This window comes from Bacillus sp. JZ34, assembly GCF_053903205.1.
In genome coordinates, this window is the sequence record NZ_CP096403.1 from 149,901 (window position 1) to 171,608 (window position 21,708).

The window sequence follows — 21,708 nt, forward strand, 5'->3', positions numbered from 1 at the left end:
TGGTTTTCTCTTGAAAGTTTTAGATGTCTCTGAAGTCATTGACGCGATAGACCAATTGATTAAGGAAAAAAAGCAAGAGGAAAAAGAAATCAATGCCATAAGGGAAAGTGTACAAAAAATTGCAGAGCTTGATGATGCATTAAAAGGAGAAGGCGGAAATGCGATCAAAGAACACTTTTCGGTTCTTCATCTTCCTGTGCTGCTTTATTTTCAGCACTTTATTGATCAATACATACAGAATTTAAAAGATATTAAAGCAAAAATCAGAACCTATGAATCAACAGAGGGTTTTGTAAAAGAAGAGTTTCTGACGCATGATGTCAAAAAGGGCTTAACAGAACTGAAACGTCAAACCAATGATACGGTTGATTCGATTAATGACGAATTTGATAAAATCAGCCAGTTGATTGGGGGCGGATCTATCTCTTTGGCGTCATTTAATGAGCATATTTCCGAAGCAAAAAAACATGTGAACAACACAGTGTCTGATTTAAAAGAGCTTGATCGTGATACTAATTCTATATTAAAACAATCGTCAAATTCGATCGCTCAGCTTTCCAAGCTCACTGAAAAAGTGAACACTTGGTCAAAGGGAGGCGCGATCCTATCTAAAAAAACGATTAAAGAGGTTGAAAACTACTTTTCTGAAACAGATGTCGTTAAACAAATGATTGACGAAGCCGTTGATTTAGCAGAAAAACAAGACGATCCGACAATGATGGGCAGAATCGCTGAATGGCTCGATTTAATCGGTACAGGAAACGGCGCTTTGGCTGTAACAAAAGGCGTCATAGCCGTGAATGTACTGGCGACGAAAATGCTTGAGCTTGAAAAAGACGGAAAAGGAAACTTCCGTGTGAAAGCCTCTCCGAAATGGACGCAGGGAGCTAACGGAAAATACGATTCCAAGGTGGCTCAGTTTGTTTACAATATCCTGAAAAAAGGCGATCCAAACTCAAGCAAACCAATCAAAAAATGGCTCGGCAAATTTCAAAATAAACCAAGCGGCCTTTTGAGAAAGATTGTTGGGTTGGGGCCTAACACAACAAGAATATCATATGAAAAGATTTTAGAAAGCCAAAGTTTCCTAAAGCATAAGCCAGAGGAACTGAAGAGTTATAAGACTAAGCTTGATGTGAAAGGGACTCTTGGGAAGTTTAAGGATGAAGTAGCTCCTGGAAAGTTAGTTAAAAGGGTTCCTGGTTTTGGAACTGCATTTTCTCTATTAACGAATTCATCTGAGTTTTTTAGTGATGAAAACAGAGATAAAAGCAATGGGGAAAAATGGGGAAGGTTCTCCGCAGGAATAGGAATGGATGTCGGAGTTGCGGGCTTAACAACTGGTGGAGCCGCGATAGGGTCCCTTATTTGTCCAGGTCCAGGAACCCTTATTGGAGGAGCGATTGGAGCAGGAATTGGTATTACCGGATCTATAGTTTCTGGAGATTCAGTGAAACAGTGGGGAGAAGACACAGGTGAATGGGTAGAAGATAAACTAAATGATGTGAAGGAATGGTCAGAAGAACAAGTTTCGAATATTTCAGATTCAGTATCAGATGGGTTTTCAAAGGCCAAGGAATTTGTGACTAGTTGGTTCCGTTAAAGAGGAGGAGTTTTAATGATTGATTCTAAAATTATATTAACAACAAATGAACTCGTTGCCGCATTGTTACTGTGTAGGTATGATAAAGCCGCGGAGGATATAATTAATGATCAGCTATTAATTCAAAATGAAAAAGATATTGAACCTTTTTCAACTCAAACTGAAAATCTTTTAAAACAAAGAGGATATTGGGCTGATGACACAGAATCTAATTTACAAAAAGGGTTAGAAAACTTAATTCACTTGCTCATTCAATCAAAGCGAAAAGTCCGCTGTATCCATCGAAAAAGGGTGTTGATTGTACACCATGTTCAAAATAATGAATTCATTGTGCAGGAGATTGAAAAACAAAATCATAGTTTTTCGATTTTAAGAAGCAGAGACCGATTTTTAGAAATGTTGAAAACATTTTATCATTCATATACGGATAAAAAACCAGAACATGAAATTTTTGAAATGGATGAAGATTCATTTGATGAGTTTCATGAGGTGGAAGCTGAAGTCATCAAGAGAATGGCGGAAGACCCGAAAACGCATCCGTCTATTAGTCAATTTTCTTTTGATTTTTTAGCGAACGATCAACAACTTGATAATATTTCTTTTGTTGAAAGTGACTATATTCAAAACCAAACAAGATTAGATCAAGTTGTGTTTTTATTAAAAAGCGACGATTTCATTTGGCATTTAGATTATGAGAATATTAAAAAAACCGGTTCTCTTTATCTTCAGCCGGTAGCAGTGGGTGAATATTTTGAGAAAATAGTGGCCGTTATGAATGAATTTTATGATTTATAGAATGTAGAAAGGACTAATTTTATGTTTTCAATAAAAAAAAGCTTCTTTTTTTGGTTAAGAAGCAACGTTGTTATATTATTGTTTATAGCTTTTTTGTTAGCAAGTTTGCCTTATAGAAATGAGAATGAGAGCGGTATCTCAATTTTTTTATTTGCTTTTGTATCTGAATGCTTCTTAATATTACTTTCTTTGGTATACGGTACTAAAACAAAAAAAACATATACCAGCCCACGAAAAAGAATACTTAAGAAGTCAAATGTTATACAAGGTATTTTAGTATTTCTTTTCATAAGTATCTTTTTTAGTTATGCATTAAATGATATGGTACCTTTTCCAAGTTCATTACTTTATATTTCATTAACTGTCAACTTAATAATGGCTATATACTCTTTAATCGCTCCCTCATGGGTAATAAAAATATATGAATACAATATATATGAAGTGCCGAATGGGTGGATAAGCGATTTGCTTCGGTTTTTTTTGTTTTTCGCATGGTCGGTTAACTATGAGGTTCAAGTTGTTTTATACCGGCTCCCATTTCTGTTGCAACGGTTAATGGGTATTATTTTTATATTTGTTTTGCTCATAAATATATTTTTGATTTCTTCAATGTTTTAAAAGGGAAATTGAATGTTTAAAAAACAGTCGTTTCTTTTATCATTCTTTTGTGTTAACAGCTTTATAAGTTAATTAGGGTGTTTCTTAGGGCTGCGTTTATTGTAGCCTCTTTTTCATGTCTTTTTGAAATCAGTCATGATTCGCGTATAATCACATTCATAACACCATCATTCATTGGAAATCATATGACCAAAAGGAGTTCATGCATGAGCAAAGCCAGTTTTAAAGACTATGCATTAAGCGGCGATATTACGAAAGCGCTCGATCATTTAGGGTATAAGCAGCCGACTGCGGTGCAAAGCGAAGTGATTCCCGCAGCGCTTAAAAAGCGGGATGTTGTGGTGAAGTCGCGAACGGGGAGCGGGAAGACGGCCGCGTTCGGAATTCCGCTTTGCGAGCTGACCGAATGGGAAGAGAACAAACCACAAGCTTTGGTTTTGACACCGACGCGCGAGCTTGCCGCTCAGGTTAAGGAAGATTTGACGAACATCGGCCGCTATAAAAGAATAAAAGCAGCGGCTGTTTACGGGAAATCGTCCTTTGAACGGCAAAAAACAGAGCTCAAGCAAAAATGCCATATCGTTGTCGGGACACCTGGACGCGTATTGGATCACATTGAAAAAGGGACCTTTCCATTAGAAAAACTGAAATACCTTGTCATCGATGAGGCCGATGAAATGCTGAATATGGGATTTATCGATCAAGTAGGAGCGATCATCCGCCATTTGCCTGAAGAACGGCTGACGATGCTGTTTTCAGCAACTTTTCCGGAGGATGTAGAGCATCTGTCCCTTCAATATATGAAAGACCCTTTGAAAATCGAGATTCAAGAAGGCGGTACGACAACTGCAGATATCGAGCATCAACTGATCATTGTAAATGAAAATGATCCATTTTCGCTTTTAGTGGATCTGTTCATTGTTGAGAATCCGGACAGCTGCATCGTCTTTTGCCGCACACAGGAGCAAGTGAATGAGTTGCAGCGGCGCTTAGCCGGTTTGGGTTATCCGTGCGCGAAAATTCACGGCGGCATGCCTCAGGAGGAACGTTTTGCCGTGATGAACCGCTTTAGACGGGGAGCGTTTCGCTATTTAATCGCGACAGATGTAGCGGCAAGGGGCATCGACATTGAGAACATCACACATGTTATCAACTATGAGCTGCCATTAGATCAAGAAAGCTATGTGCATCGTACCGGCAGAACAGGCCGAGCCGGCAGCCGGGGAAAAGCGATTACGCTTGCCAGCCCGCGTGAAAAAAGGATGATCGCTGACATTGAAGACTATATCGGTTTTTCCATTCCTATTATTGAGGCGCCGTCAAAAGGAGAAATTGCACGGGCAAAAGCGGCGTTTCAAAAGAAAATCAATAGGAAGCCCGAGCTTAAACAGGACAAGAGCGAATCGTTAAATAAAGAAATTATGAGGCTCTACTTTAACGGGGGAAAAAAGAAGAAGCTGAGAGCTGTTGATTTCGTTGGGACGATTGCTAAAATTGACGGCGTCTCCGCTGAGGATATTGGGATTATCACGATACAAGAGCAAGGTTCATTCGTTGAAATTTTAAACGGCAAAGGACCGCTCGTCTTAGAAGCGATGAAAAACACAACCGTGAAAGGGAAATTGCTGAAAGTGCATAAAGCGAGGAAATGAACTTAGGCTGCCGACTTTGTCGGGAGCTTTTTTGTTCGTAATAAACCTTGGATAAGCAGCATATGATGAATTGTCAAAAAATGAAAGCGCTTCAAAAGAAAGGAGAACAAATGAATATGAGAAAGTGTTTCATCCAAGTCCTTGCATTGCTTTTCATCATGGCTGCATGTTTCGCGCCAAACCAAGCTTCTGCACAAACTCAAAAACCTGTATTTTCAGAAGTGGCGGTTCACGATCCATCCATTATTAAAGCGAATGGCACGTACTATGTCTTCGGCTCCCATTTAGCTTCGGCAAAATCGACGGACCTCATGAAATGGACGCAAATTTCCTCGAGTGTCCACGACGGCAATCCTCTGATTCCGAACGTGTATGAAGAATTAAAAGAGGCCTTTGAATGGGCTGAATCTGATACGTTGTGGGCGCCTGATGTCACCCAGCTTGAGGACGGCAAGTTTTATATGTATTACAACGCCTGCCGCGGGGATTCTCCGAGATCTGCGCTCGGACTTGCTGTCGCGGACGACATTGAAGGCCCATACAAAAATAAAGGCATTTTCCTAAAGTCGGGAATGGACGGGATCAGCAATGACGGCACGCCTTATGACGCGACAAAGCACCCAAATGTCGTCGATCCGCATACATTCTTTGATCAAAAAGGAAAGCTGTGGATGGTGTACGGTTCCTATTCCGGGGGAATTTTTATTTTAGAAATGGATAAGAAAACCGGACTTCCGCTTCCGGGACAGGGGTACGGCAAAAAGCTGATCGGAGGCAATCACAGCCGGATTGAAGGCGCATACATTCTCTACAATCCTGAAACACAGTATTACTACCTGTACATGTCCTTCGGAGGGCTTGCCGCTGACGGCGGGTACAACATTCGCGTCGCCCGCTCAAAAAACCCTGACGGCCCTTATTATGACGCAGAAGGCCATGCGATGATTGACGTCCGCGGCAAAGAAGGAACGTTTTTTGACGATCGCTCAATCGAACCGTACGGTGTCAAACTGATGGGGAATTTCTCATTTAGCAATCAAAACGGCTATGTATCGCCGGGCCATAACTCTGCCTTTTACGATGAAAAAAGCGGCAAATCGTATTTAATCTTCCACACCCGCTTCCCGGGACGGGGCGAGGAGCACGAAGTACGCGTCCACCAACTGTTGATGAACGAACAAGGCTGGCCGGTTGCCGCCCCTCACCGCTATGCCGGAGAGAAGCTCGACAAGGTGAAAAAGTCAGATGTGATTGGCGCCTACGAATTGGTGCGTCATGGAAAAGACATATCTGCAGATATTAAAGAATCGAAAGAAATCCGCTTAAATCAAAACGGCAAAATAACCGGCGCAGCGGCCGGGACGTGGAAGAACACGGGAGACAACAAAATCGAACTCAAGCTCGACGGAAAAACATATGATGGCGTATTTTTGCGCCAGTGGGATGCGGCTTCTGAGCGGAAGGTGATGACGTTTAGTGCGTTGTCTCATGAGGGAGATGCGGTTTGGGGGAGTAAATGATGTGATTAAAAATGACCTCTGTTCTGGAGGTCATTTTTATCTTAATCCCTTTCATTTTGACGAATCATTTCCAATTCGATAACATGGAAATAAATTGTTCACGAAGTGTAATATCAAACGAAAAGGATGAGACGCAATGTGTACAAGTATCACGTTGACGACTGCGGGTCGGGAGCATTTATTGGCGAGGACGATGGATTTTGATTTTGAGCTTAACGGGGAAGTGCTGTTGCATCCGCGTCGCTACAAATGGAAAAGTGAAGCAGACGGCAGCGAGCATGCCGGCCGGTATGCGTTTATCGGGATGGGCAGAAGGCTCAATAATGCGCTGTTTGCCGATGGTGTGAATGAAAAAGGATTGTCTTGCGCGGCGCTTTATTTCCCGGATTATGCTGTGTATGAAAGCGAGACGAAAGAGCAATGCCGCAATCTTGCGCCGCACGAATTTGTGACATGGGTGCTGTCGGAATGCGGCGATTTGGAGGAAGTGAAAAAAGCGGCTGTTTCCGTAAACATTGTTGAGAGAGAGGTCAGCTTGCTCGGTACGGTGACGCCGCTTCATTGGCTATTAACGGACCGCTCCGGTGCGAGCATCGTTGTTGAACCGGCGGCCGGAGGCATTCAAATTCATGATAATCCGGTCGGCGTGCTGACGAACAGTCCGGATTTTCCTTGGCATTTGACCAATTTGCGCAATTATATCGGTCTTCAGCCGGGACAGTTTGCCGCGAAAAAGATGGGAGACCTGACGCTGTCGGCTTTTGGCCAAGGTTCCGGGCTGTCCGGATTGCCGGGAGACTTTACACCGCCATCCCGTTTTGTCAGGGCAGCAGTTTTGAAAGAGCACATGAAGCCCGTGTCCGATGAAACAGAAGGCGTTTCTGCCGCGTTTCATATTCTCTCCCATATGAATATTCCCAAAGGGATTGTCATAACTGACAATGGCGAAGACGATTACACCCAATATACGGCGGTGATGTGCAGCGAGACGTGCAGCTACTATTTTCACCATTATCAAAACAGGCAGATTCAAAAGGTTTGCATATTACAGGAAGACCTGGACAGCAACGAAATAAAGGCGTTTCCGCCAAAGCAGGAAGAGACGTTTCATTCTCTTCAATCATAAACGAAAGAAGGAACAATATTGCAAAACAAAGCAGCAAACAGACTCATTTTATTAGGCATTAGCTTACATAGCATATATTGGTTGTTTATATTATTTTTGTTTTTTCATTTCAAACATCAATTTGACGTTTATGCCGTTTGGAATCCGAATGTCACGGACGGATATATGGAGGCTGGGACTTTCGTGGCCGCGCTGAAGTTGATGATCTACTCAGGCACGTTGTTTAATTTGGCTCTCTTGTTCATTTTGAGCTTGTTGATTGTAATTTTAGTACAGTCGGTCATTTTTATTGCCCTGGAAATCACCGCTTACGTGAAAATCAAAAAAGATCCGTTTTCTCCATGGGGCTCTTTTATTTTAGCGATGGGCATTAAAAACATTTTCACAAACTTATCAGGGATTCCGTTCATGGCCGCCGGATTCATTCTTCATAAGCAGCAGGAACCGAAAGACGCAGTTGCACAGCCGGCAGCGCGAAGGAAAGCAAGGCGAAGCCCTGCATTGCTTATGAAAAAGGCGGCGAAAGCTAGAAAACATAGAAATAAAGGTATAAAGTCTTGGTTTCTAGTTTACGTGTATTCTATTTTTTATGAGACATTTGTAATGAAAGCGTTGACATGAACAAAAACAGGTGCTACAGTATAGTTACAAACTAATATCAGCAAGTTTCTTAAGGATTGTTACTGCTTTTGCAGGCAAAACCTAAGTTGCGTACAGCTTTCTGGGACATCGTCCCGTTCAAGCCGGCGTAATTTAGGTTTTTTTTATACCCTAAATGAGGAGGTGATGTGAGATTCCGAGGATTCATTGCGGTTCCAAGCCAATAAAAAAGCCGGGTGAAGGCGGCCACCTTCAGTCCGGCAGATTCCCCCAAAAGAGGAGGTACTCATATGGATTATAATAAAGTATCGAAGGACATTTTACAACTCGTGGGCGGTGAAGAGAACGTACAGAGCGTGATTCACTGCATGACAAGACTGCGTTTCAACCTTTATGACAATGCGAAGGCAGACCGCGCGAAACTGGAAAGTCTTCCGGCTGTAATGGGCACCAACATCAGCGGCCAGCAGTTTCAAATCATCATTGGAAATGATGTCCCTAAGGTGTACAAAGCGATCATTGCCAACAGCGGGCTCAGCGATGAAAAAGCGGGCGAGCAGCAAGCCGACAAAAAGAAAAACGTGCTGTCCGCCATTTTTGATGTGATATCAGGCGTATTTACGCCGATTCTCCCGGCGATTGCTGGAGCGGGTATGATCAAGGGGATCATTGCTATCGCCGTCACGTTCGGCTGGATGAGTGAAAATAGCCAGGTCCATACCATTTTATCGGCTATCGGCGACGGAGCATTTTACTTCCTGCCGATTTTGCTGGCGGTCAGCGCCGCGAGAAAATTCGGCAGCAATCCTTATGTTGCGGCGGCGATCGGAGCGGCGATTCTGCATCCCGATCTGACAGCGCTCCTCGGTTCAGGGAAAAGCATTTCTTTTGTCGGATTGCCTGTAACCGCTGCCACTTATTCGTCCACAGTCATTCCGATCCTGCTCGCGATTTGGATTGCATCTTATGTTGAGAAATGGATTGACAGAGTCACCCCGACTTCGTTAAAGATGATTTTTGTACCGACACTGACGCTGCTGATTGTCGTGCCTGTCACATTAATTACAGTCGGTCCGCTCGGTGCGATTGCAGGGAACTATCTGTCAATCGGTGTGAACGGTTTATTTGAAAACGCCGGTTTAATCACGATGATCCTTTTAGCAGGAACGTTCTCGCTGATCGTCATGACAGGAATGCACTATGCTTTCATTCCGGTTATGTTCAACAACATTACGCAAAACGGCTACGATTATTTGATACCTGCGATGTTCTTGGCGAATATGGGGCAGGCTGGCGCGTCATTTGCCGTCTTCCTGCGATCCAGAAATAAGAAATTCAAATCATTGTCGCTGACGACAAGCATCACGGCTTTGATGGGGATTACAGAGCCGGCGATGTACGGTGTCAACATGAGGCTGAAAAAGCCGTTTGTTTCTGCGCTTCTCGGCGCCGCTGTCGGAGGTGCATTTTACGGCATCACCGGCGTAGCAGCATATATTATTGGCGGAAACGTCGGTTTGCCGGGAATTACAACGTTTATCGGTCCGACTTTTATACAGGCCATGATCGGGATCGTCATCGCGTTCTTTGCCGCTACAGCGTTTGCTTTTGTATTGGGATTTGAAGACATTCCGTCAGATGAATCCGATGAACCGGCTGCTGCTTCTTCTACGACTGGCGGTAGTGAAATTATTCAAAGCCCGCTGAAAGGCGAAGTCAAAGCATTGAGTGAAGTGGATGATGCGACATTTTCAGGAGAAGTCATGGGAAAAGGTGTTGCCATTGAGCCAGAAGAAGGCAAAGTGGTGTCGCCTGTATCAGGCACGATCACGACCGTTTTTCAAACGAAGCACGCCCTCGGCATCACTAGCGACAATGGGGCAGAAATTATTATTCATATCGGAATCGATACGGTGAAATTGAACGGTGAGCACTTTACCGTGCATGTCAATAAAGGAGACGCTGTAAAGCCGGGAGACCAGCTTGTCTCATTTGATATGGATGCGATTAAGGATGCGGGCTATCAGTTAATCACGCCGGTTATCATCACAAATACGGACCGGTACCAGTCGATCAAGCCTTTGAAAACAGATGAAAGCGTTGACATTGAGGAAGCGCTGATCGCGCTGGCGTAGAGAGAGGAAAGCTCGACAAATTTGGATGAGGTGAAAGGATATGACTGAACAAACGAAAAAATTCCCTGATGGTTTTTTATGGGGCGGAGCGGTTGCCGCAAACCAAGTAGAAGGCGCCTATAATGTCGGCGGAAAGGGGCTCTCGACAGCTGATGTGTCGCCGAACGGGGTCATGTATCCATTCGATGAGTCGATGGAGTCATTGAACCTGTATCACGAAGGCATCGATTTTTACCACCGCTACAAAGAAGACATCGCTCTTTTCGCCGAAATGGGATTTAAAGCGTTTCGAACATCGATTGCCTGGACGCGGATTTTTCCTAACGGTGATGAAAGTGAACCGAATGAAGAGGGACTCGAATTTTACGATCGCCTCTTTGATGAGCTATTAAAATACAATATTGAGCCAGTCGTGACGATATCCCACTATGAAATGCCGCTCGGTTTAATTAAAAAATACGGAGGCTGGAAAAACCGGAAAGTGATCGAGTGCTATGAACATTATGCGAAAACGGTTTTCACCCGCTATAAAGACAAAGTGAAATATTGGATGACGTTCAACGAAATCAACATGGTCCTGCATGCGCCATTTACAGGCGGTGGCCTTGTATTTGAAGAAGGCGAAAACCAGTTAAATGCGATGTACCAAGCGGCGCATCATCTATTTGTTGCAAGCGCCCTTGCGGTAAAAGCAGGCAAGGATATTATTCCGGACGCTAAAATCGGCTGTATGATTGCCGCAACGACGACATACCCGATGACGCCAAAACCGGAAGACGTGCTCGCCGCGATGGAAAATGAGAGAAGAACGCTGTTTTTCTCGGACGTACAGGCACGCGGAGCTTATCCGGGCTATATGAAGCGCTTCTTTAAGGAAAATGGAATTGCGATTGAGATGGCTGAAGGTGATGAAGACATTCTGAAGGAAAACACAGTCGACTATATCGGTTTCAGCTACTACATGTCAATGGTTGCGAGCACGAATCCGGAAGATTTGGCAAAAACGGGAGGCAACTTGCTCGGAGGGGTTAAAAACCCGTACCTTGAATCGTCCGAATGGGGCTGGCAGATCGACCCTAAAGGAATCCGCATTACGCTGAATACATTGTACGACCGCTATCAAAAGCCGCTTTTCATTGTTGAAAATGGGCTCGGCGCCGTCGATGTCGTCGAAGAAGACGGTTCGATACAAGATGACTACAGAATCAACTATTTGCGCGATCACTTAAAAGAAGTAAGAGAAGCGATCGCAGACGGCGTCGACTTAATCGGCTACACATCATGGGGCCCGATCGACTTGGTCAGCGCATCCACCGCCGAAATGAAAAAACGCTACGGCTATATTTATGTCGACCGTGACAATGAAGGAAACGGCACGTTTGCAAGAACGAGAAAGAAAAGCTTTTACTGGTATAAAAAAGTGATCGAAACGAATGGCGAGAGTTTGTGATATTTAAAATGGCTGTCCTTTACAGGACAGCTTTTTTCTCTGTAGCGCATGAAAACGATTTGCTATACACTTGACTTAGAAAAAAGACAAAAAGTGCGGTGAGGCAAATGTTTAAACTGCTGTTGATCGAAGACGATGAATCGCTGTTTCAGGAAATAAAAGAACGGTTAACCGGGTGGTCATACGAGGTGTACGGCATCGACGATTTCAGCGAAGTGATGCAGGAGTTTGCGGCGATTAAGCCCGATTGCGTCATTATCGATATTCAGCTGCCGAAATATGACGGGTTTCATTGGTGCCGGCAGATCCGTTCCCGTTCCAACGTTCCGATTCTCTTTTTATCTTCGCGCGACCATCCGGCTGATATGGTCATGTCCATGCAGTTTGGAGCAGATGATTATATTCAGAAACCGTTTCATTTTGACGTGCTGATTGCCAAAATCCAGGCGATTTTCCGCCGTGTTTACGACTATAATACGGAGCCTGAGATTCTGAAGAAAGCGTGGTGCGGTGCAACCGTTGATCCCGAGCAAAACCGCGTCAGCAATAAGGCGGGGTCGATCGAGTTGACGAGGAATGAAATGTTCATTTTAAAACAATTGATCGACCAAAAAAACAAAATTGTCAGCAGGGAAGAATTGATGAGAAGCTTATGGAACGATGAGCGTTTTGTCAGCGATAACACGCTGACGGTCAACGTAAACCGTTTGAGAAAAAAACTGGATACCTTGAACTTGGGGCAATATATTGAGACAAAGGTCGGCCAGGGCTATATGGCGAAAGAAGAAGGATGATGAGAATGCTGAAAGCGTTTTTGACCGAGAGGCGAAGCTGGATCGCCATATTTGTCTTGCAGCAGATCGTCTTTCTGTTTATCGCTTATGTCGATTCATCCATTCCTTTTGCATCGATTTTATATATGACCTATTTGTCTTCATTTATTTTTATCGTTTTTGTACTTGTCCGCTTTCGGAGGGAAACGAAGTTTTATAAAAGCCTGGAAGAATGGGATCACAATCTCGATGTGACAAACATTCGAGAGGCGGAAACGCCTTTCGAAACGATGATTGAAAAAAGCATAGCCGAACAAACGAAACAGTTAAAGCAAGAGGCGGCGCAGCATCGCCTGGCATTGGAGAATGAAAAAGATGAGCTCATGGCCTGGATACACGAAGTCAAAACGCCGCTTACCGCCATGCATTTGATCATGGAGACGATTGACGATCAATCATTAAAATCGAGACTCGACTATGAATGGCTGCGCGTTCACCTGCTGCTCGATCGCCAGCTTCATCAAAAGCGGATGTCGTTTATCGAAAATGACTTGTCTCTTGAAGCTCTAGAGCTCAAACCTTTAATCTTTAAAGAACTAAAAGATTTGCAATCATGGTGCATTCCAAAAGGGATCGGGTTTGATATACAGCTTGAGGCCGGGGAAGTGCTCAGCGATGCGAAATGGCTGTCTTTTATCATGAGGCAGCTGCTGACAAACGCAGTGAAATACAGCGAAGCATCCGATATTTTGATTAAAAGCTATGAACAAGATGGCCAGGTGCATCTCGCAGTTCAAGATTTTGGACGGGGCATCGATCCAAAAGATATACCGCGTGTGTTTGACAAAGGTTTCACATCAACAACGGAGCATCATGATCAGGCCGCCACGGGAATGGGGCTGTATTTGGCGAAAAAAGCGGCAAAGCCGCTCCTGATTCATATCGAGGTTGATTCTAAACCAGGAACGGGGACAACCTTTACGCTGATTTTTCCGAAGCGGAACGAATTTTCCCGTGTGCTTGGCGTGTGACAAAAGTGTCACACGCTTTTCTTTTTTGTTCGCTGAATCGAAGGAAAACGGCTGTCCTCCTTTCTATAATAAAAATATCCAGTCAAAAGGAGATTTTAAAAATGATGATTTTAGAAGCGAAAAAAATACGAAAAAGCTATGGAAATAAGCACAATAAACACGAAGTGTTAAAGGGAATCGACATTCAGATCCAAAAGGGTGAATTTGTCAGTATTATGGGCCCGTCAGGTTCAGGCAAAACAACATTGCTCAATGTTCTGTCCTCTATTGACCAGGTGAGCGGCGGAACGATTAACATCAACCAAGCTGAGATGACGAATCTGAAGGAAAAACAGCTTGCTGAATTCAGGAAGCAGCATTTAGGATTTATCTTTCAAGAATACAATTTGCTCGATACGCTGACAGTGAAAGAAAATATCCTTCTGCCGCTGTCGATTACGAAAATATCAAAAAAAGAAGCCGGTCAAAAATTTGAGGAAGTCGCGAAAGAATTAGGCATCTTTGAGCTGAAGAATAAATATCCGAATGAAATTTCCGGCGGGCAAAAACAGCGCACATCAGCAGCTAGGGCGTTTATTCATGAACCGAGCATTATTTTCGCTGACGAACCGACCGGTGCGCTTGATTCGAAATCCGCATCAGACTTGTTAAACAAGCTGAGCCAGTTAAATCAAAAGCGCCGGGCCACAATCATTATGGTCACCCATGATCCCGTCGCCGCGAGCTTCTGCAGCAGAGTGGTTTTCATTAAAGACGGACAAATTTATACGCAGCTGAATAAAGGCGGACAAGACAGGCAGATGTTCTTTCAGGACATCATGAAAACGCAAGGCGTGTTAGGCGGGGTTCAGCATGAGTATTAATCAGCTGATCTTCCGCAACCTGAAAAAGAATATACGGAACTATTACCTTTATGTGTTTGCGTTAATCTTCAGCGTGGCGCTTTATTTTGCGTTTGTTACGCTGCAGTATGATCCGGCGATCGATGAAGTGAAGGCATCGATAAAAGGTGCAGCGGCTTTGAAAGCAGCTTCCATTCTTCTAGTGGCAGTAGTAGCAGTTTTTATTTTGTATGCCAATACGATTTTTATTAAGCGGCGCAGTAAAGAAATCGGTTTATTCCAGCTAATCGGCATGAGGAAGCAAAAAATCTTCCGTATTTTAAGTTTGGAAAATGTCATGCTGTATTTCGGCTCTTTGGTCATTGGGGTGTTTGCCGGGTTTTCGATCTCAAAGCTCGTGCTTATGACTTTATTTAAAATAGTTGATGTTCAAGCTGAAACCGAATTGAATTTTTCCGGAGAAGCGCTTATGCAAACTGTCATTGTATTCTGCGGAATCTACCTGCTGGTGATGGTGATGAATTATACGTTTATCAAAAAGCAAAGCATTTTGTCATTATTTAAAGCGACATCAGCTACGGAAGATAAGGTAAAGAGAATATCCGTTTTTCAAATGATCATTGGCTTATTGGGCATCTTGTTTATTTTGTCGGGATATTACATTTCCACTGAGTTGTTCAGCGGAAAATTCAAGACCATAGATGAGCTGTTTTATGCGATGAGCTTTATTCTCGGTACCGTTATCATCGGAACGTACCTCTTTTATAAAGGATCGGTCAGCTTTGTCTCCAATATCATCCGCAAAAGCAAAGGAGGCTACTTAAATATTTATGAAGTGCTGTCCCTTTCATCGATCATGTTCCGGCTGAAATCAAACGCTCTATTATTAACGATCATCACCACTGTTACGGCACTGGCGATCGGTTTGTTATCCTTGTGCTATATTTCGTACTACTCTGCAGAGAAAGCCGCCGAACAAAATGTGGCGGCTGATTTCGCTATGACAAATCAAAAGGATGCAAAACGGTTCGAACAACTATTGGATGAAAACAACATTTCATACAGCAAAAAAGAAATTCATGTCATTCAGGCGACTTTCAATCTGGAACAAGTTGTCGAAGGGGATCCTGAAAATATGGCTGGTGACCCGGGGAAATTACCCCTCGCCGTAGTCAGCGATGCAGAGATTGACGGGATTGACGTGCACAAAGGAGACGTCATTTTCTCAGGATATAACGACCTTCTCCAGAAACTTATGGCTTTAAAAGAGACGGGGGCCATTAAGGTAAAGAGCGAGCATGAGACGATTCCATTAAACTATTTAGGGCTGAGAAAAGAGTCCCTCTTATCCTTCAACTTTACCAGCGGCGGATTGCCTGTAGCCGTTGTGGATGATGCGCTGTTTAAACGTCTGAGCCAAGACAAAGATCCAAAATTACAGCAGAAGTCGAGTCTTTTTTACGGGATCAATTTAAAAGATGAAGATCAGATTCAGCAGGCAAATGAATTGTTTGCAACAGTGAATCAAAGCGATCAGCATTTATCGCTCCTCGATGCAAGCACAGCTCAAAAATCGCTTTTCGGACTTGCCATGTTTATCGTAGGATTTCTAGGACTTACGTTTCTGATCACATCAGGATGCATCCTTTACTTTAAACAAATGGATGAAAGCGAAGATGAGAAACCGAATTACACGATCTTGAGAAAACTTGGTTTCACGCGCGGGGACCTTCTGAAGGGGATACGAATCAAGCAAATGTATAACTTCGGCATTCCATTGGCTATCGGCCTGTCTCACAGTTACTTCGCCGTCCAATCCGGCTGGTTCTTATTCGGAGCAGAGGTGCGGACGCCGATGATCATCGTGATGGTGCTGTACACCGTTCTGTATTCTATTTTCGGTTTGCTGTCCGTTCTTTACGGTAAGAAAGTGATCAAGTCGGCGCTGTAGCTGAGCCGTGTGGAATCTCGTGCAGGTCGGCGGAAAACGATGACCCTATATGGAGAAAAACTTCTTGACCATATTGAACATCACCCGCCGGTTATTTTTAGAAAAGCATAATCAAAAGCCCATCGGGTGAGTCCGATGGGCTTCCTCATTTCCTACAGCTCAACCTTGTAGAGTGTTTGCTGCTGTCCGCCGCCCAGGCCGCCCCTTGCGCCCTGTTGTGCGGAGCTGTCTGTATTGTTCGTGGTACTGTTGTATTCATCAGACGAAATTTCGGTTCCGTTTTCTTTAATCCAGGAGACGAGCTCACTGTTGCCTGAGTTGTCACTGATCAGAAAGTATTTTATTTTTCCTTCCTTGACGAGGTTTTTCAGCTCACTGACCGACAAGATCGGATCTGTGCCGTTGAAGCCTCCGAGCGCCATGACATTTTCGTCGGCATTGATGATATACGGGGCTGCGGTTACTGTTGTCAATGTCGCGAACAGGTACTCTTCGCCGGTATTATTTTTCCGGAGGTATGTGAGCAGTCCTGTGTCCACATCCGAGCTGAACATTCCGCCTCCGTTGGAGCTTTGCAGCTGAGGCCCCGATTCAGGAAGAACGCTGTTTCCTCCGTAAAGGATCGGTGTTGCCGACCAATAGACCGGTGTCAAAAGAAGCACGCACAAGCTGATGATGGTGAGCTGCTTTCCGAATGGATGACTTCGCTTCAGCATCAGTAAGGCGATGGTGACACCCAGCCCCAAGAGGCCCATGACATACATCCAGGCGCTGCCGATTTGGCTTGTATATGCGCTTAAAATATACACTTGGAATGCTGCCGTTGTCAGAACGGCCGCCGGCAGCAGATAGCTTGCCCAGTCTTTGTGATTTTTGTAAAGGGCGTACATCGCGTACCATCCAATTCCTGACAGTGCGGCGATCGGCGGCGCCAGCATAATCAAGTAGTAGTGGTGAAAGAATCCGGCGATGCTAAAGAACCCGGCAACAGGAACGAGCCATGCAGCCCAAAAGATTGTTTCTTTCATTTCGCCTGCATTTTCGCGGCGGCTGCGGAGCCAGCTGATGATCATGCCGAGCAGTCCGAATAATGCGAATGGAAGCATCCAGCTAATTTGGCCCGATAAAGCAGATTGGAAGAGCCGCAGGGGTCCTGCGTCACCGGTGCCGAACATGTTCATGCTTTGTCCGCTGCCTTGACCTGCACCCGGTCCGCCATTGCCACCGGGCCCGCCTCCGGTTGGCGGCTGACTGCCGCCGTTTGCTCCTTGAGAACCGTCATCGGTCGCGTTGCCCGCAGCCGGCGGCTGCATTGCACCGTTTTGTCCATCGGAGCCGTCGGATGAACGGCTTCCGTCTTGAGTTTGCGCATTGCCGTTGGTCGCGCTGCTTGCACCCGGCGGCTGCATCGCGCCATTTTGTCCATTGGAGCTGTCGGCTGCATTGTTCCTGTTCTGAGTGTGTGCATTGCCGTTCGGCTGCTGCATGTCTCCTCTAAAACCGTTCATATCGCCGCGGACGTTGCCCGTCGTCTGGCCGAGCAGCCGCTCTGTGCCGTTGTAGCCGAAAGCCAGTTCAAGCACGGAGTTGGTTTGACTGCTTCCGACATACGGGCGGCTGTCGGCCGATGTATAGTCGACAGCAAGCGCCCAAGAAAGCGAAACGCCGGTGAGAACAATAAGCGATAAAACAGCGGACACAATTTTTTTCTTCCAATTCGCATGGGCCGCGATGAGATAAAACAGCAAGAACGCGGGAAGCACCATGAATGCCTGAAGCATCTTCATATTGAACCCGAGGCCGATGAGGCCAAATGCAGCGAGCAGCCAGAGCAGCCTGCCTTGTTTGACCGCCTTCATCAGGCACCATGTACCAAGAAGGAGCGTGAAGACGAGCATGCTGTCGATATTATTCGTCCGGCTTACGGCAACCGCGATCGGCGTCAGCGCCATCACCAGCGCTGAAATGCGGGCGGCTCCTTTTCCGAATTTCGGTTTAATCAGTGCGTATAGCAGATAGACGGAACCCGCACCTGCAAGCGCCTGCGGCAAAATCACACTCCACGTATGCACGCCGAAAATTTTCGCAAATATGGTCTGAATCCATAAAACGAGGGGCGGCTTATCTACTGATACGAACCCGGAAGAGTCGAATGACGCAAAGAAGAAATTGTGGAAGCTTTGCGTCATGCTTTTGACCGCCGCCAAGTAATACTGGTTGGCGGCATTGTCCTGCCAAATGTTATATGTATTCAGAATAAGAGCTGCCAACAAAATCAGAATCAGAGTGACATCAAGTTGTTTGTTTTTTATTTTCATCATCACTTTCACCTCTTTATGTTCCCTATTCTAGAAGAAAAATATGAACAAGTTATGAATAAAAAGAGAACAATCTATTTTTGTTTGAATGAAAAAAAATAAATATTTTTTGGAAAAAGGTGTGTACTTTTTTCTTTTTGCGCTGTATACTGTACTACAACAGAAATAAAAAATATAAAACTGTTCTATAAAAAGGAGAGTGACACAAATGAGCTTGAAAAGTCCGATGGAATTTTTCAGAACGCTTCCAAAAAAAACTTGCCCTGAATGCGGTGAAAAGATGGAGGAGCAGGCTGAATCTTACTTTATGGAATGTGAGCGCTGTCTTTCCAAAAAAGGCGAGTAAGCAAACTGTTTTATAACAATGCATGTAAAGGGGTAGGGAGACATGAAAACAGAGGAGAAGAGAACTCAGATAACCGGATCGATGAATCCGCAGTATGAAGAGATTTTGACAAAAGAAGCGCTGGAGTTTATCGGACGTCTTGAACGACATTTCGGGGGAAGAAGACGGGAATTGCTGCATTTGCGAACGATCAGGCAGGCTGAAATTGATCAAGGGAAGAATCCGGGTTTTTTGGCGGAAACGAAGCACATCCGCGAGGCGGACTGGACGGTCGCGCCGCTCCCCCGGGATTTGGAGGACCGCAGGGTTGAAATCACCGGCCCGGTCGACAGAAAAATGGTCATCAATGCTTTAAATTCAGGAGCCAAAGTCTTTATGGCCGACTTTGAAGATGCGAACTCGCCGACATGGAAAAACTGCATTGAAGGCCAGGTTAATTTGCGGGACGCGGTTCGCGGGACGATTTCTTTTACGAATGAACAGGGCAAACGCTATGAGCTGAAAGAAAACCCCGCCGTCATCATTGTAAGACCGAGGGGATGGCACTTGGAAGAGAAGCATGTGCTGATCGGCGGCAAGCCCGTGTCAGCAAGCCTGTTCGATTTTGGCCTTTATTTTTTCCATAATGCAAAAGAGCTGATCAAAAAAGGAAGCGGCCCTTATTTCTACCTTCCAAAAATCGAAAACCATCTGGAAGCAAGGCTGTGGAACGACGTGTTTGTTTATGCGCAAAACGACTTGCGCATTCCGCAGGGGATGATTAAAGCGACGGTTCTCGTTGAAACGATCCTGGCGGCTTTTGAAATGGATGAAATCCTCTATGAATTGAAGGAGCATTCAGCCGGACTTAACTGCGGCAGGTGGGATTATATTTTCAGCTTTATTAAGAAATTCAGGAACAGGGAAGACGTCATTCTTCCAGACCGCTCAGCCGTGACGATGACGGTTCCAAACATGAGGGCGTACTCCCTCTTGGCGATTCAAACGTGTCATAAACGCAACGTCCATGCGATCGGGGGAATGGCGGCGCAAATTCCCGCTAAAGACAAACCTGAGATCAATGAAGCCGCATTTGCCAAAATCCGCGAAGATAAGGAACGTGAAGTAAAAGACGGACATGACGGAACATGGATCGCGCATCCCGGCATGATTCAAACGGCGCTCGATGTATTCAATCAGCATATGCCGTCGGCGAACCAGATTCATAGAAAGCGGGAAGACGTAAAGGTCGAGGAAAAAGACTTGCTGGAAGTACCGCAAGGCCGGATTACAGAAGCAGGCGTCCGTACCAATATCAGCGCCGGCATCCGCTATTTAGCTTCATGGCTGTCGGGCAGAGGCGCCGCTCCGATCGACCACTTAATGGAGGACGCAGCAACGGCGGAGATTTCCAGAGCCCAGCTTTGGCAATGGATTCGCCATCCGAAAGGGGTTCTTGACGATGGCCGGAAAGTCAACGCCGAAATGGTCAAGATGATGAAAGAGGAAGAAATGCAGAAAATCTTCGAAGAAGCCGGCATAGAACGTTTTCGGAGCGGCCGGTTCGAAGAGGCCGGACAGTTATTTGAACAGCTGATTTTGGATGATGAATTCGCGGAATTTCTAACGATACCCGCTTATGAAAAAATATGATGGGGGAATGTGCGATGCTGAAAGAAAAACAACTCGCAGAAAGCTGGGAGCATGAAGAACGCTGGAAAGGGATCACAAGGCCGTATCAGGCGGCTGACGTTATTCGGCTGAGAGGCACGCTTGAGATTGAATACACGATTGCAAGGCGCGGCGCCGAAAAGCTATGGAAGCTTCTCCACACAGAGGATTTCGTCCCGGCGCTGGGCGCTTTGACCGGAAACCAAGCCATGCAGCAAGTAAAAGCCGGATTGAAAGCGATTTATTTAAGCGGTTGGCAGGTGGCTGCTGATGCCAATTTGTCAGGGAGCATGTATCCTGACCAAAGCCTTTATCCGGCAAACAGCGTGCCGGAAGTTGTCAAAAAAATTAACCGCACGCTGCAGCGCGCCGATCAAATCCATCATATGGAAGGGAAAGAAGACATCGATTGGTTTGCCCCGATTGTGGCCGACGCTGAAGCAGGCTTCGGCGGACAGCTGAATGTGTTCGAGCTGATGAAAGGTATGATTGAAGCCGGCGCCGCGGGAGTTCACTTTGAAGACCAGTTGTCGTCTGAGAAAAAGTGCGGGCATTTGGGCGGGAAAGTGCTGCTTCCGACGCAAACGGCGGTGCGTAATTTGATTGCCGCGCGCCTCGCCGCAGACGTGATGGGAGTCCCGACCATTCTTATTGCCCGTACGGACGCGAATGCGGCCGACCTGATCACAAGCGACGTCGATTCATATGATGCGCCGTTTTTGACGGGAGAGCGAACAGCGGAAGGGTTCTTCAAAACAAAGCCGGGTCTTGATCAGGCGATTGCGAGAGGTTTGGCGTATGCGCCGTATGCCGATTTGATCTGGTGTGAAACGTCTGAGCCGAATATTGAAGAAGCCCGCCGGTTTGCACAGGAGATCCATGAAAAATTCCCGAGCAAACTGCTCGCCTACAACTGCTCCCCTTCGTTCAACTGGAAGGCCAAACTGGATGACAACACCATCTTGAACTTCCAGAAACAGCTCAGTGAAATGGGCTATAAATTTCAATTTGTCACACTGGCAGGCTTCCACGCCTTAAACCACGGCATGTTTGAATTGGCCCGTCAATATAAACACCGCGGAATGGCGGCGTATTCTGATCTGCAGCAGGCCGAGTTTGCCAGCGAAGTCCACGGCTATACGGCGACAAGGCATCAGCGCGAAGTCGGAACGAGCTACTTTGATGAAGTCGCCCAGGTTGTGACAGGCGGGACTTCATCAACCACTGCACTGAAGGGATCGACTGAAGCGGAACAATTTCAATCCTAAAAACGTAAAAAGCCGCCCGTCATGGGGCGG

At 45.4% G+C, this 21,708-nt stretch carries 16 protein-coding genes; 15 read left to right on the top strand and 1 reads right to left on the bottom strand.

The window, feature by feature from the left end; translation table 11 throughout:
• The first annotated feature begins 10 nt into the window (after positions 1-10).
• The 12 genes from M1D90_RS00740 (at position 11) to M1D90_RS00795 (ending at position 16,096) form a co-directional block, all read left to right on the top strand.
• Positions 11-1,603 carry a ribonuclease YeeF family protein gene (locus M1D90_RS00740; RefSeq protein WP_456283070.1) on the top strand — a complete coding sequence of 531 codons (1,593 nt, stop codon included), beginning with the start codon at positions 11-13 and terminating at the stop codon, positions 1,601-1,603.
• Between the two features lie 15 nt (positions 1,604-1,618).
• Positions 1,619-2,398: a hypothetical protein gene (locus M1D90_RS00745; protein ID WP_026580362.1), complete on the top strand. Its 780-nt coding sequence runs from the start codon at positions 1,619-1,621 to the stop codon at positions 2,396-2,398.
• Between the two features lie 824 nt (positions 2,399-3,222).
• Positions 3,223-4,668, top strand: coding sequence for a DEAD/DEAH box helicase (locus M1D90_RS00750; protein ID WP_429673957.1), 1,446 nt, complete (start codon positions 3,223-3,225; stop codon positions 4,666-4,668).
• A gap of 110 nt (positions 4,669-4,778) precedes the next feature.
• Positions 4,779-6,188 (top strand): glycoside hydrolase family 43 protein, encoded by a 1,410-nt coding sequence (locus M1D90_RS00755; protein ID WP_144497521.1) that lies wholly within the window; start codon positions 4,779-4,781, stop codon positions 6,186-6,188.
• Between the two features lie 136 nt (positions 6,189-6,324).
• Entirely contained in the window at positions 6,325-7,314 is a 990-nt protein-coding gene (locus M1D90_RS00760; RefSeq protein ID WP_318602512.1) for a choloylglycine hydrolase family protein, read from the top strand.
• An 81-nt stretch (positions 7,315-7,395) separates the two neighbouring features.
• Positions 7,396-7,935, top strand: coding sequence for a hypothetical protein (locus tag M1D90_RS00765; RefSeq protein ID WP_456283071.1), 540 nt, complete (start codon positions 7,396-7,398; stop codon positions 7,933-7,935).
• Positions 7,936-8,204: 269 nt separating this feature from the next.
• A complete protein-coding gene (locus M1D90_RS00770; protein ID WP_456283072.1) occupies positions 8,205-10,049 on the top strand; it encodes a beta-glucoside-specific PTS transporter subunit IIABC in 1,845 nt (614 codons plus the stop codon).
• A 40-nt stretch (positions 10,050-10,089) separates the two neighbouring features.
• A complete protein-coding gene (locus M1D90_RS00775; RefSeq protein ID WP_023856895.1) occupies positions 10,090-11,499 on the top strand; it encodes a glycoside hydrolase family 1 protein in 1,410 nt (469 codons plus the stop codon).
• Positions 11,500-11,606: 107 nt separating this feature from the next.
• Complete coding sequence (locus tag M1D90_RS00780; RefSeq protein WP_020453510.1) at positions 11,607-12,293, top strand: response regulator transcription factor; 687 nt, start codon at positions 11,607-11,609, stop codon at positions 12,291-12,293.
• Positions 12,294-12,298: 5 nt separating this feature from the next.
• Positions 12,299-13,303 carry a sensor histidine kinase gene (locus tag M1D90_RS00785; RefSeq protein WP_020453509.1) on the top strand — a complete coding sequence of 335 codons (1,005 nt, stop codon included), beginning with the start codon at positions 12,299-12,301 and terminating at the stop codon, positions 13,301-13,303.
• Positions 13,304-13,404: 101 nt separating this feature from the next.
• Positions 13,405-14,166: an ABC transporter ATP-binding protein gene (locus M1D90_RS00790; protein ID WP_020453508.1), complete on the top strand. Its 762-nt coding sequence runs from the start codon at positions 13,405-13,407 to the stop codon at positions 14,164-14,166.
• Positions 14,156-16,096 carry an ABC transporter permease gene (locus M1D90_RS00795; RefSeq protein ID WP_224146276.1) on the top strand — a complete coding sequence of 647 codons (1,941 nt, stop codon included), beginning with the start codon at positions 14,156-14,158 and terminating at the stop codon, positions 16,094-16,096. Before M1D90_RS00790 ends, M1D90_RS00795 begins: the two co-directional genes overlap by 11 nt.
• A 152-nt stretch (positions 16,097-16,248) precedes the next feature.
• Here the strand turns inward: M1D90_RS00795 and M1D90_RS00800 are convergent, their stop codons facing one another.
• Positions 16,249-18,408: an ArnT family glycosyltransferase gene (locus M1D90_RS00800; RefSeq protein ID WP_456283536.1), complete on the bottom strand. Its 2,160-nt coding sequence runs from the start codon at positions 18,406-18,408 to the stop codon at positions 16,249-16,251.
• A 214-nt stretch (positions 18,409-18,622) separates the two neighbouring features.
• Between M1D90_RS00800 and yhfH the strand changes: the two genes are divergently transcribed.
• From yhfH to aceA, 3 genes are read left to right on the top strand one after another with little or no spacing between them, the layout of a single operon-like run.
• A complete protein-coding gene (gene yhfH, locus M1D90_RS00805) occupies positions 18,623-18,760 on the top strand; it encodes a protein YhfH (protein ID WP_023856901.1) in 138 nt (45 codons plus the stop codon).
• A 42-nt stretch (positions 18,761-18,802) separates the two neighbouring features.
• Positions 18,803-20,392, top strand: a complete 1,590-nt coding sequence (gene aceB / locus M1D90_RS00810; RefSeq protein WP_456283073.1) for a malate synthase A — start codon at positions 18,803-18,805, stop codon at positions 20,390-20,392.
• A gap of 14 nt (positions 20,393-20,406) precedes the next feature.
• Entirely contained in the window at positions 20,407-21,678 is a 1,272-nt protein-coding gene (gene aceA, locus M1D90_RS00815) for an isocitrate lyase (RefSeq protein ID WP_103749449.1), read from the top strand.
• The last annotated feature ends 30 nt before the right edge of the window (positions 21,679-21,708 follow it).